This window comes from Rhodococcus sp. KRD162 (genome assembly GCF_017168335.1).
Taxonomy (GTDB): domain Bacteria; phylum Actinomycetota; class Actinomycetes; order Mycobacteriales; family Mycobacteriaceae; genus Rhodococcoides.
This window is the reverse complement of sequence record NZ_JABFAU010000008.1, coordinates 41104-54044: the sequence shown is the minus strand read 5'-3', so window position 1 is coordinate 54044 and position 12941 is coordinate 41104. Positions and strand designations below refer to the sequence as shown.

Annotated in this window: 13 protein-coding genes; all 13 read left to right on the top strand. The window is 65.6% G+C overall.

Features of this window, described 5'->3' with window-relative positions; genetic code table 11:
- Window positions 1–110 precede the first annotated feature (110 nt).
- The 13 genes from J1M87_RS13480 (at window position 111) to J1M87_RS13420 (ending at window position 12904) form a co-directional block, all read left to right on the top strand.
- Complete coding sequence (locus tag J1M87_RS13480; RefSeq protein ID WP_052073713.1) at window positions 111–407, top strand: hypothetical protein; 297 nt, start codon at window positions 111–113, stop codon at window positions 405–407.
- 37 nt (window positions 408–444) lie between these two features.
- Entirely contained in the window at window positions 445–708 is a 264-nt protein-coding gene (locus tag J1M87_RS13475; protein ID WP_206489966.1) for a hypothetical protein, read from the top strand.
- A 52-nt stretch (window positions 709–760) separates the two neighbouring features.
- Complete coding sequence (locus J1M87_RS13470; protein ID WP_206489965.1) at window positions 761–1399, top strand: hypothetical protein; 639 nt, start codon at window positions 761–763, stop codon at window positions 1397–1399.
- Window positions 1396–2229, top strand: a complete 834-nt coding sequence (locus J1M87_RS13465) for a hypothetical protein (RefSeq protein ID WP_206489964.1) — start codon at window positions 1396–1398, stop codon at window positions 2227–2229. Before J1M87_RS13470 ends, J1M87_RS13465 begins: the two co-directional genes overlap by 4 nt.
- Entirely contained in the window at window positions 2217–3800 is a 1584-nt protein-coding gene (locus J1M87_RS13460; protein WP_206489963.1) for a hypothetical protein, read from the top strand. The genes J1M87_RS13465 and J1M87_RS13460 overlap by 13 nt, the downstream gene beginning before the upstream one ends.
- Window positions 3797–5302, top strand: a complete 1506-nt coding sequence (locus J1M87_RS13455) for an SCO6880 family protein (protein ID WP_206489962.1) — start codon at window positions 3797–3799, stop codon at window positions 5300–5302. Before J1M87_RS13460 ends, J1M87_RS13455 begins: the two co-directional genes overlap by 4 nt.
- A gap of 51 nt (window positions 5303–5353) precedes the next feature.
- A complete protein-coding gene (locus tag J1M87_RS13450) occupies window positions 5354–7192 on the top strand; it encodes an ATP/GTP-binding protein (protein WP_206489961.1) in 1839 nt (612 codons plus the stop codon).
- Window positions 7189–7557 (top strand): transposase, encoded by a 369-nt coding sequence (locus J1M87_RS13445; protein ID WP_307830807.1) that lies wholly within the window; start codon window positions 7189–7191, stop codon window positions 7555–7557. Before J1M87_RS13450 ends, J1M87_RS13445 begins: the two co-directional genes overlap by 4 nt.
- Complete coding sequence (locus J1M87_RS13440) at window positions 7554–9185, top strand: peptidoglycan DD-metalloendopeptidase family protein (RefSeq protein WP_206489960.1); 1632 nt, start codon at window positions 7554–7556, stop codon at window positions 9183–9185. Before J1M87_RS13445 ends, J1M87_RS13440 begins: the two co-directional genes overlap by 4 nt.
- 36 nt (window positions 9186–9221) lie before the next feature.
- Window positions 9222–9620, top strand: coding sequence for a hypothetical protein (locus J1M87_RS13435; RefSeq protein ID WP_068050834.1), 399 nt, complete (start codon window positions 9222–9224; stop codon window positions 9618–9620).
- A 75-nt stretch (window positions 9621–9695) separates the two neighbouring features.
- A complete protein-coding gene (locus J1M87_RS13430) occupies window positions 9696–9842 on the top strand; it encodes a hypothetical protein (protein ID WP_206489959.1) in 147 nt (48 codons plus the stop codon).
- Window positions 9839–10411, top strand: a complete 573-nt coding sequence (locus tag J1M87_RS13425; protein ID WP_241256895.1) for a hypothetical protein — start codon at window positions 9839–9841, stop codon at window positions 10409–10411. The genes J1M87_RS13430 and J1M87_RS13425 overlap by 4 nt, the downstream gene beginning before the upstream one ends.
- 105 nt (window positions 10412–10516) lie before the next feature.
- Window positions 10517–12904 carry a DNA topoisomerase III gene (locus tag J1M87_RS13420; RefSeq protein WP_206489958.1) on the top strand — a complete coding sequence of 796 codons (2388 nt, stop codon included), beginning with the start codon at window positions 10517–10519 and terminating at the stop codon, window positions 12902–12904.
- Window positions 12905–12941: the final 37 nt, after the last annotated feature.

Here is a 12941-nt window from a genome sequence, read left to right as displayed (position 1 = left end):
CCACCCCACACCCCGACCTCGCCGCGATCGGGCGGGAGATCTTCACCGCAGCCCGCAATGCGTCAGGTCGCTGAACCACACCCTCTCAACCAACACCCAAGGAGAACACCATGATTGCCAGCCTCACCGCATCTACGACCACGTTCCTCGCGCAGAACATCGGCGACGTTAGCCCTCAAGCACCGGACGGCCGGACCGGAGACAAGATCTTGACGCTGCTGTCCTGGCTGATGTGGGGCTGCATCATCGCCGCCGTCGCCGGAATCATGATCTGCGGCGCAATGCTCGCCTACGAGAAAATCTCCGGCGGAGGCCAAAGCAACGCCACCGGCAAACTCGTCGGCGGCCTGTTCGGGTCCATCGTCATCGGTGGTGCCGCAGGCCTGGTCAACATGCTCGTCCTATGACCATCGCTGCTGTCGCCCTCGCCGGGGTGATCCTGCTATGACCGTGTTCGCTCAGCCCCCGACGTCGCCGATCGAGTGGCCGGACGAGGTGTGGCAGCCGATCATGACGGGCCTGTCGTGGCTGCTGTGGTTCGCAATCGTCACCTGTATCGCAGCACTGTTCGTGTGTGGGGCGGTGTTCGTCAACCAACGCAAGTCCACCGGCACACAGATGGTCGAGGACGCCACGCTGGCTCGCATCCTCATCTGTGCAGCCATCATCGGCTCCGCCTCCGGGATCGCTCAAGCCGTCCTCGCCTGAAAGCCCACATTCGCTGCACCCGAACTGCATTCGACCCGAAAGTCCTCACCTGATGACCGTCTCCCGCACACTCCGGATCGCCGCGACAGCGGCGACCGTCCTCGCACTCGCTGCGTGCGGATCCGGCAACGACGACACCCCGACCGCCACCCCGGACGCAACACCCGATCTGCGCTCGGCCCCGGCCGAGCTGACCTGGCGCGAGGTCGAGGGGGTATCGGTGCCGACCTCGCGGGTCGACGGGCCGTTCGCCGGAACATCGGTGAACCGCAGCGGATATGCACAGACCCCACAAGGTGCGGTCCTGGCCGCGATCAACGGCCAGACCGCACTTGCCGTCGCCGACGATCGCGCATGGCCGGACGTGGTCAACACCGTCACCGCACCCGGACCCGGACGTGACGAGTTCGCGGCTGCACGCGCCGCGGTGACCGTCTCCGGATCGGTCCCAGCCGACACTGCACCGAAGTTCGTCGGGTTCGAGGTCACCGACTACACCGACAACCCGCTTTCGGCAGGGGTGTCGGTGGCACAGACCATCGGCACAGACGACCAGATCTACGCCTACCCCGTTGCCTTGCAATGGATATCGGATGACTGGCGCATCGTCCTGCCCACCTCGCAGGAGAACATCGACGCCGTCGAACTGGACTCCCTCGACGGCTACACCACTTTGGAGCGAACCTCATGAGCCGCCGAATCCGCACCGTCCTGATCGCAGTCGCAGCGATCGTCGTCATCGTGGTCGTCGGTGCGGTCTTCTTCGTCGTCCCGAACATGAACGACGATGATGCCCCCTCGACCACCGCTGCTCCGCCGACGACAGCAGCACCTACCTCCGGCGACTCTGAGCTCGACACCGGCGCAGACGGCTTCGGTGTTCCCGACGCCGATCTGTCCGGGCGCACGGTGATGGTCCCGAACAACCCTGCTGGCCAGCCCCTGCCTCAGCGTGAGCCGACCGGGCCGCGGGTCGAATGCACCAACGACGGCCGACCGGTCACCTCGCCGGAGTCGATGATGATCCAACGCAATTTCGGTGTCTCGACCCTGTACTCCGAGACAGATGGCCCGTCGTACATCGACGGCCTGGTCCTCGCCGGCTACACCCGCACCCCGCAAGGGGCGGCACTGGCCGCCGCGAATTTCCTCCCTCGTGGACTGGCAGGCGGCAAAGTCGCGATTGAGGCCAGCGAAAAGCTGCTCCTGAACGGCAGTGAGGCCGTCGGTCCTGACGCACGAGCGGCAGAGGAATCGAAAGCGGTCAACACCGAAACCGTAGCCTTGCGTGCCCCGATGGGGTTCAAGATCCTTTCCTGCACAGACAGTTTCGCGGTCGTCGAACTCGCTCTGATCCGCGACGTCGACGACGCCGGTAGACGGATGCAGAACCCGACTTACACCGGCCTACGAATGAACATGGTCTGGGACCAAGGCACTTGGAAAGCTCGGGAAGCAACCGGGCCTGCACAATTCGGCCCATACAACTCGCTCGACGGCTTCACCCGGTGGGCACTGTGACCCGCGCAGCGGCACGTGCCGCCCGTGCTGTCGTCGTCGTGTTGCTCTCACTGATCGCGGTCGTCGGGGCCAGCGGATTGGCCCACGCCCAAGATCCGACACCGGCACCCGTGCCGAATCTGACCGAGCAGATCAACCCCGACGCCGATGGAAACGACTTCCAGCAACAACGCCGCGAATGCCAGGCCGGCGGATCCGATGCCATCGCAGACGGTGGGATCGCGGACAAACTCCTCGACGCCATCGGAGGACGAGGAGCGGCCGACCAATTCTTCTGCCTGGATTCGGCGTTCAGCGATCACCCAGGCGACGCGCTTTCGACCGCAGTCGACTCCACACTTTCGACCTTCTGGGGCGACCCTGTCGGGGACTTTGCCAAATCGGTCATGGAGGGCAACACCCAAGCCTTCCGGTCGGTGATGACGTTCTGGATGTCCTCCGGCATCCCGGGACTCGCGGCCGAGAACGCCATGTCGGGCCTGCGCAACATAATCACCGGATTCACCGTCGTTGCGTTGTTCGCCTCGATCGTCATCGCGATGACCAAACTCGCCATCGCCCGCAAACAGGCGGTGATGGAAGGAGCCACCGAAACGGCCAACATGCTGGTACGCACCGTCGTCACCGTCTCACTGTTACCCGTTCTGGTGCTGATGTTCCACCAAGTCGGCGACGTGGCCTCGGCTTACGCACTGGAGAAGTTTGTCGGCGGCAACCTCGACGAGAAGATCACCGCCATCACCGCGTTCGACGACAAGACCGGACTCGGCCCGATACTCGCTCTCGCCTGCGCCGGATTCGCATTCCTCGGCTCCGTCGCACAACTCATCGCACTGCTCATCCGTGAGGCCGTGCTGTGCGTCGTCGTAGCCGTCATCCCACTGGCGGCAGCAGCGTCGGCGACAAGCACCGGACGTAGTTCCTACAAGTCGATGATCGCGTTCACTCTCGGGGCACTGCTGTTCAAGCCGGTGGCAACGCTGTTGTACCTGTTCGCGTTCTGGGCGTCCTCGGCGTCGAGCTCGGATCAGATCGCGACGGTCATCATCGGCTCGATTCTGCTGGCCGTCGTCGGGTTCTCTCTGCCCACGCTGATCAAGATCGTCGCTCCCGCAGCAGACACCATCTCTGCCGGTGGCCGAGAAGTGGGAATGCTCGGTGCTGCGGGAGGTGCCGTGATGGGGGCCGGAGGTATGGCCGCTTCCCGTGCTCTCGGTGCCGTGGCGAACAACGTGTCCGGGTCCGCGACCCGAGGCGGCAAAGACGGCTCTTCGGGCGGAAACGGCACCGGAGCGCGTCCCACCCCCGGATTTCAGGGCCGCTACAACGGCGGATCTAACAGCCGTACCTCGCACGCGGGCGCATCGTCCGGACCGATGGGCGCAGCCCGCAAAGTCGGCTCGGCCGTCGGATCGGCAGCGCGCACAGCGTCCTCGGCAGGCCTGCGCGGGGCGGCCGGGGCACTCAAAACCGCAAGCACAGTCGCGCGCACCGCAGGCTCGGCCTCCACTGCTCTCGGCTCGGCCGCCGAAGGCGCAGTCGGCAACTACCACGGACGGATCCAACGATGAGCGCGCAACTCGAAGCCCCGTACGAGCCCCCGATCTACTCCGCCGGCAACCGGCCCCAGTCGACATTCGCCTTCGGACTACCGACGAAGGTCATCGCCTACGGCGCAGGATTTTTCGCGGTCTCGTTCGCAGTTCTGATCTTCGGCAACGTCGTCGTCGGACTCGCGCTGATGGGTATCGGCGCACTCATCCTCACCCCTCTGGTCATCGCCCCGAACGGCCGAACCCTCTACGAGACAGGACAACTGAGAATGCAATGGCTGCGGCGCAAGCACGTCGACAAGTCAACCGAGTACCACGCCGGACCGCACTCACGGATCCCCGGTGGCCGCTACAAACTCCCCGGCCTACTCGCCCGCACCAAGGTCTACATCGGAATCGACCGACACGGCAACGAGTTCGGGATGATCCACAACCCCGACGATCACCGCTACACCGTCGTCTTCGACGCCCTGCCCGGCGGCGACGAAGCGATCGTCCAGCGCGACAAGGACCTCTACACCGCCGACTGGGGTGTCTACCTCGCCGACCTCGGCCTGCCCGGCGACATCGTCGGTGCCGTGGTGGTGGTGGAGAACATCCCGGCTACCGGACTGCGGCTGGCACGGCGCGCCGAACACGAACTCGTCTCCACCGCACCGCCGCTGGCTGCGTCGTTCGTCGAGCAGTCCGCCGTCCGGATGCCCTCGGGACGTCACCGCACCCTGGCACGGCTGTCGATCACCTTTCGCGCCACCACCCGCGAGCGACAGAAAGACCCCGAAGAGATGGCCACCGAACTGGCCCGCCGCCTACCGGATCTGTACGAGTCGCTCTCCGGTGCCGGAATCGATGCACAGCCGATGACCGCCGCCGAGATCACCGCGGCCGTGCACCGCTCCTACAACCCCTCGACCGAGAACGACTTCGAGGAACTCGAGATCTCCGGCGAAGAGCACGGCGTCGACTGGGACGACGCCGGACCGGGACGTGCGAAGACCGAGTGGGGCCACTACCGCCACGACGGCGGAGTCTCGGTCGTCTGGGAGATGGCCGCGCCTCCGGAATCGGTGTTCACAGACACCGTCCTCAAACCGCTTCTGCAGCCGCACGACGACCTCCCGCGCAAGCGCCTCACTCTCGTCTACCGCCCCTACACCGCCGGGGACGCCGCAAAGAAGGTCGACAAGCAACACCGAGACGCCCTGCACGCCATCAACTCTCGCGGAAACAAGATCACCTCCGCCGGGTCGGAGAAGCGCCACGAGATCGCCGAGCAGGCCCGCCGCGAAATGGTCTCCGGCGCCGGATACGAACGCTATTCCGCACTGCTGACCATCACCGTCGGATCGGTCGACGAGATCGCCAACGCCGCCGCCGTCACCGAATCCCTCGCCGCCCGCTCCCGGCTGCGCCTGCGGCGCGCGTTCGCCTTCCAGGACGCCGCGTTCGTCGCCGGTCTCGGCGTCGGTGTGCTGCTACCCGACCAGATCTCCACCTCGATCCTGGTGCGCCGCAGCTAGATACTGCTCGCCCCACCGGCCCACACTCTGCGTGAGAAAGAGACTTCGACGATGACCATGACCGACGACCGCCCCGACCTGGGATACGCAGATGACCTGTATGCCGAGACCGACGCTGCGCGGCCGTCGGCGTTCGTGCGGTGGATCATCGGCGACACCGACTACGCCGCGCTCGCCGCAGCCGTCGCCGCCGGCGACGCCGAAGAGCCCTACCCGTACTCCCGACGCGGCATAGGCCTCGCACGATGGCGCAACGACCACCCTCACGTCGAACGGGCCGTCCACGACGCCGCTGGGGACCCGTGGTGGCGCGCAGCACTGTCGTCGAGCGCACGCGGCCTGAAAGGTGCGGGCGGTGGCCGGATGTCGACCGTCCCGGCCCCGATCGAGTACGAAGCGACCTCGGTGCAGATGTGCGGACTCAACCCGTGGGCGATCGGCGCGGCCGCGCCGTCGTCCGGGACCATCGTCGGTCAGCACGCCATCACCGGCAACGCCGTCTCGTGCGATCCGTTCGCCTACTTCCGCGACAAGCTCATCGGCAACCCTTCGATGTTCGTCCTGTCCCTGCCCGGCCTGGGGAAGTCGACGCTGATCCGCAAGATCCTCCTCGGGGCGTGCGGATGGGGGCAAACCCCGATCGTCGCCGGCGACATCAAAGGCGAATACGTCAAGCTCACCCGCTTGCTCGGCGGGCAGGTGATCACCCTCGGGCACGGCGGCGGACACCTCAACCCCCTCGCTGCCGGAGCCCTCGGCCAGGCCGTCGTCCGCGCGATCACCGCCCGCGACGAGGCCACCGACCCCGATCGCATCGCCGAGCTCGACGAGTTGATCGACGTCGCCACCATCACCATCGCCACCCGCCAGATCAACGCCGTCTGCGCCTTGGTGGAGCTGATCCGCTACGACACCCACTCGGTGAAGGCCTTCGAGAATTCCCTGATCGGTATCGCGCTGCGTGAGCTGTACGCCGACGGCGGATTCTCCTACACCCGCCCGCCGCTACTCAAAGACCTCTACACCCGCATCGACGCCGGATCGGCGGACATGCTCCAAGCGGCCTACAAGACCGATCGCGAGGGCTACCGCGAGGCCATCACCGAACTGATGCAAGCCCTCGGCGCACTGACCTCCGGCCCCCTCGGAGACATCTTCGCCGACCACACCACCGAACCGATCGACCTCGACGCACCGATGATCTGCATCGACGTCTCCTCCCTCGACCGGGGCGACACCACCCTCAAAGCAGCCGTAATGCTCTCCTGCTGGGCCGACGCCTACGGCACCGTGGAAGCTGCGCACTTGCTCGCCGACGCAGGACTGGACCGCCAACGCCTGTTCCTGATGGCCCTCGACGAGCTGTGGCAGGTCATCGGCGCAGGACCGGGCATGGTCGCCCGCGTCAACGAGATCACCCGCCTCAACCGCACCGACGCCACCGGGCTATTGATGATCACCCACACCGGCCGCGACCTCGAAACCCTGCCCACCGAAGCCGACATCAAGACCGCCAAGGGCTTCATCGACCGCGCCGGCATGGTCGTGTGCGGAGGCCTACCGATCGGTGAGGTCGAACGCCTCTCCGGGGAGCTGAAGTTCACCGACGCCGAAGCTGGCATGGTCACTTCCTGGTCCCGTGGGGCAGCGCTACGCGGGTCAGAACGGCGCACCGTCCGCAACCCGATCGGGCGCGGCAAGTTCCTGATCAAGGTCGCCAAGGACAACACCCCCGGCATTCCCATCCAGACCGTGCTCACCGACGTCGAATACGACACCGGCGTCCACGACACCAACGCCCGCTTCGCCGAGTATTTCGCCGGCCAGCACCATAAATTCGACGATGCAGATGCCTACGGCAACGACTCCGAACTGGTGGGTGCGCGGTGATACGCGCCGCCGATCCCCGCGAGCATCGGCGAGCCGAGTTCCCCGCCAAGACCCGAGCATGGGTATTGACCGAGTACGAGAAATCACGCCAGAACTACGTCTCGCGTGCCGAATGCGTTGCAGTCCTTGCTCGCACGATCGGAGCGCACGAGAACACCGTGGCACGGTGGGTCAAGGACAAATTCGGGTCCTCCCGGTCCCCGGCGTCCGATGACGTCGCCGCGAAGCTACGGGCGGCCGAAGCCGAGATCGGACGGCTCCGCAGCGAGAACCGCACTCTCACAGAACGACTCGAAGCCTGCTCGCCGCGTTCGATCACCACCCAGTCCTACGGCTCGCACTCGATCGGGGCGGCTGCGCTGTGAAGAAGGGCGGCGCGATCGCGCTGAGCGTGGTGCTCGCACTGTCGCTGTTCGTGGTCCTGTTCATTACCACCGGCGTCCGAGAAGAAGTACCCACAAACTGCATTCCCGGGAAAGGCATTTCATCGGCCGCCGGTGGTGTTCCGGCCGGGTCCTTCTCCAAGCCGATGAAAACCTCCGAAGCACAGCTCACGAGCCCGTTCGGGTCACGGTGGGGAACGATGCACAAGGGCATCGACCTCGCCGGTACCGTCGGCACCCCGATCTACGCCTACGCCGACGGCATCGTCACCAAAGCCGAACCCGCGACCGGATTCGGGATGTGGATCGTCCTCGAGCACAACATCGACGGACAGACCGTCTCCACGGTGTACGGGCACATGTTCCCCGACGGTGTCCTGGTCAAGCCAGGCGAACGTGTCACCGCCGGGCAGCACATCGCCGACGAAGGCAACAACGGCGACACCACCGGCGCGCACCTGCACTTCGAGTACCACACCGGGTCCTGGTCACCCGACAACGCGATCGACCCGCAGCCGTTCTACGACGCCGCCGCCGAGCCCGGCAGCGGACAGACCGGCCAGAGCCCGCTCCCGTCTCCGTCGACGAACGCACCGACCTCGCCCGCCCCGAACGGCGGCACCGCGGAGATGGCGGCTCTCCCCGCCAATGTCGGCTCCGAAGAGCACTTTCAGGTCGACACGGTCCGCGTCGCCCGCGCTGTTCACGCGAAGTTCCCCCAGATCACCACGATCGGTGGGTGGCGGGCCGACGGTGGGGGATTCGACGACCACCCCTCCGGCCGGGCCGCGGACATCATGATCGACAACTGGTCCTCCGAGGAAGGCAAAGCGCTCGGCGACCAGGTCAAGGACTACCTGTGGGCGAACCGCGACTATCTCCAGATCGAATACATGATCTGGCGACAGGAATACATCCCCTCCCAAGGTGAACCGAACACCATGGAGGACAGGGGATCTCCCACCCAGAACCACTTCGACCACGTCCACGTCACCACCGTCGGCCACGGCGCACCGGCACCCGGCCAGACCTACGGGCCCGTCCCCGGCGGCGGCGGATCCGCACCGAAGGCGACCGGGAACTGCACCACCGCACCCGGTGCCGGTCTCGGTGATCACGCGAACCTCCCCGCCGGCCAGATCCCTCCCGAGTTCGAGCCGTGGCTCGCCCTCTCGGCCGCCCAGTGCCGCGAGCTCTCACCCGCGATCCTCGCCGCTCAGCTCAAACAGGAATCCGGCTTCACACCGGGCCTGACCAGTCCGGCCGGGGCCGAAGGGTATGCGCAATTCCTCCCCGGAACGTGGGCGTCGTTCGGTTTCCCCGTCGACGATCAGGGCGTCGTCACCGGAGCTGCGGGGGAGGGGGATCCCAACGACATCGGCGACGCTGTCATGGCGCAGGGCCGCTACAACTGCTCGGTCGCCGACACCCTACGACCGGGCATCGAATCCGGGGCCATCACCGGCGATCCCGTCGAGCTGATGCTCGCCGGATACAACGCCGGCCCCGGAGCGGTCCAACAGTTCGGCGGCGTCCCGCCCTACTCGGAGACCCAGAACTACGTCACCACCATCACCGCCACCGCATCCGACTACGACCTGGCCCGATAGCCGCCACCGCCCAATGCTCGACGGAAAGGCCCACTCATGAGCACCGCACCGACACGCACCAACCACCACCTGACGTCCCACGACCGGCATCGAGCACTGACAGCCCTTGCTCTGACCTCGGTCATCGTATGGACGGTATGGGCTGTTCCCGTCGCCCGATTGATCCTGGAGTCGATGATCACCACGATCGAGGACAGCGGCCGCGCCGCGGCGACCCGCGACGTTCTCGCGCATGGTTGGTGGGCCGTCATCGTCGTCACCGCGGCGATGACCATAGGCAGCGTCGTCGCTGTCGCCGACGCCTCTGCGCGAGCGCAGAACTGGACTGTCACTGCACTCCGCAAAGCCATCCACTTGGCGGCGACCGCGCTCGTCATGTGGGCGATATGGACGGTCAGCGTGATCGCCGCAGCAGGAGTCCCCACCGTCGGTTAGCGCTGCACCCACCCACACATTTGTTGTCGGTGGCCACCAGGACACTGACACCATCACAGACCAAGGAGCACAGACATGGCACAGATCCTCCACAGCCGCCGAGCGGACGCACCGATCGTCGACTGGCTCGAAGTCATCGCCAAAGCCGCTGCACTGGGCCAGATCTCCGACACCGATGCTGAATCAGCGACCGAAGTCGACTCGCAGGAGAGCGCGAGATGAGCCGACGAGCAGGCATCGTGTTCGCGTGTCTCGGCATCGTCGGTGTCATCGCCATTGCCGCTGTGATCGTGTTCGTGTTCCGCGGCCCGGACACACCGCCACCACCGGGTACCGACGCCGGGATCGCCATCGACCCGTCCGCCACCGACCCGGTCGGCGTCGCGACGTCGGTGATGTCCGCTGTGTACACCTGGCAACCCGCAGTGCAGGATTCACCGTGGGATGCCCTGCACGCCCAGCGCGACAACCTCACCGGCCCGATGGCCACCGCCGCCGCCACGCCACCCGATCCAGCGCCGCAACCGATCCCGGAATGGTCGGCGTGGGCACGCAGCGGCGACATCGTCACCGCCGTCGCCCAACCGGACACCAGCGTCTACACCGACGGCACAGCCGCCGAGATGGACGGTGACACCCAGGCCACCGTAGCCGTCACCATCGACCGCGTCGTCCAACACCGCAGCGGTGAGATCACCCCGTTCACCGGCTACACCGGAGCCGTTGACCTCGAACGCACCGACGACGGCTGGAAAGTCGCGAACTATCGCCTCGTCAGCGCAGGCCTCTAGCCCGACTGGCCACCGGCAACACCCTCGCTGTCCACACGCCGCACACACCGCACACACCGCACACACCGCACACACCGCACACACCGCAGAGAAGGATCCATCGTCATGGGAAAAGTCGGAATCCTCACCGAAAAGCCCTCCGCAGCACGCAACTTTGCCGCCGCACTCGGCGGTATGAGCGGCACGTTCGGGGGCACGGAGTACGTCATCGTCCACGCTCGCGGCCACCTGCTGGAGTTGAAGGATCCTTCCGCGATGGTGCCCGCGCCTCTCACCGACAAGTACAAGAGCTGGGAGCTCGAACACCTGCCGTGGAACGCCGACGACTTCCGCTGGGAGCGAGAAATCCGACGCCGGGTGTCCGGCGGCAAGCTGGTCACCGATCCGGACGCGAAAAGCCTGCTCCACGAACTCAAGACGACCCTCTCGGGCTGCGAGAGCATCTGCAATGCAGCCGATCTCGATCCGACCGGTGAAGGCTCACTCCTGGGCTGGGAGATCGTGGAGTACCTGGGCCTCGAGAACAAGAAGCTCGAACGCATGGAGTTCCTCGACGAAACACCGGCATCGCTGCGTAAGGCCTTCACAGCCCGTCGCCCGGTCACGGCGATCGCCGCCGAGGGCGACTACCGCAAGGCCGACTTCCGGTCGAAGTGGGACATGCTCTCGATGCAGTTCACCAGACTCGCGACCAAAACGACCGGCGCGAGCACCGTGCTCCGCAACGGGCGGCTCAAGTCCGCGATGGTCGTCATCGTCGGCAACGGACTCGACGCGCACCACGGATATCTCAAGAAAGCGTTCTACGAGAACCGGTTTCGAGACGAGAACGGCGTGACATACACCGACCCCGACATCGATCGATTCGAGAACGAGAACGATGTTCCCGGCGGCCTGCAGTCGTCACCGGTCATCCACGACGGGACCACACGCAAGAAAACGGGACCCCCGAAACTGATGGACCTGGCCGCACTGTCGTCACTGCTGGCAAAGAAAGGTTTCGGAGCAAAGAACGTTCTCGACACCTATCAGAAGATGTACGAGGCACAGGTGGTGTCCTACCCGCGCACCGAGGACAAGTTCATCTCGATCGAGCAGTTCAACGAGCTGCTTCCCTCGGTCGACGCGATCGCCGGCGTCGTCGGAGTGGATCCGTCGGCGCTGAGCCACCGCGGCCCACGTACGAGCCACGTCAAGTCCGGTGGCGCGCACGGTGCCAACCGTCCGGGGCCCAACGTACCGCCGAGCCTCGCGGCAGTGGAGAAGGCCTACGGCGAGCTGGGCCGGGAGATCTACGAGCTCCTCGCCAAGAACTACCTGACGATGCTCGCCCCCGATTACGAGTACGACCAGCATCGCGGGCACGTCGAGAAGTATCCGAGCTTCGTCGGCTCGCTGAATGTGCCCGCAGTGCTCGGCTGGAAAGGTGTGTTCGTCGTCGAGGAGGAGGACGGCGAGCGCGACGAGCAACTCACTGGTGCGACGGCGTTGGGCACTGTCGCGGACCCGTTCGTCCACGAGGGCTTCCCTGCACGTCCGCCGCATCCGACGATGGGATGGTTGATGAAGCAGCTCGAGAAGCGGAGCGTAGGTACCGGCGCGACCCGCACGAGCACATACGCCGAAGTCACGAACAACTCGGGCGGCAAGGCCTTGATGGTCGAGCAGCGCGGCAAGATCACCCTCAGCGCGATCGGTGAACTCAACCATCGGATCCTGCCTGGCACACACATCGGGGATCTGACGATCACCGAGCAGGTCTTCGAGCAGATGGCGCAGATCGAGGCCGGAACCGGCGAGGCAGCCGACTATCTGTCCCTCGTTGCTGATCTGGTGCGCCGCGACCTCGAAACGATGAAGACCAACGCAGACAAGCTGTCCGGCGAGCTCACGGCACGGATGGGCAAGGCCGGGGTGACCCGAGAAGCGGTGGAAATGATCGAGCTGCCACCGGAGCTGCATTTCACCCACGCAGGCACGGTCGTGACCCGCGCGAAGCGGGTCTTCGGTGGCCACCGGTTCACCGACACCGAAGTAGCGGCACTGCTCGCCGGCCGGGTCGTCGAAATCGTCGCGACGAGCGCGAAGTCGGGAAAGACGTTCACCTGCACGGGAAAGCTCGAACCAGGAGTGCGGGAGAAAGACGACAAGCAGTACCCACACGTGAGCTTCAACCCGAAGTTCGAAGAGCGTGCACCTCGGACCGACCTGGTCAGCGGAGTGTGGAAAGGCAAACCGGTCACCTTCAAAGGCCTCAGATGGGGTGCTAACGAACACTGGCCGGGTAAGGACTTCACCGAGCAGGAACTCGAGAAGCTACTGGCCGGGGAGACCATCGAATTCGACGCCACCAGCAAGACAGGTAAGACGTACCGCGCCCGAGGCGCACTGGCCGCAGGTACCTACCAGGGCAGCAAGACATTCGGATTCAAGCTGAAGTTCGAGGACCGCAAATCCACCGCAGGCACCAAGAAACGCACCGTGCGCCGGTAAAACGGGTGCCGCCGGACAGCAGCGGGGTCGTACGCCT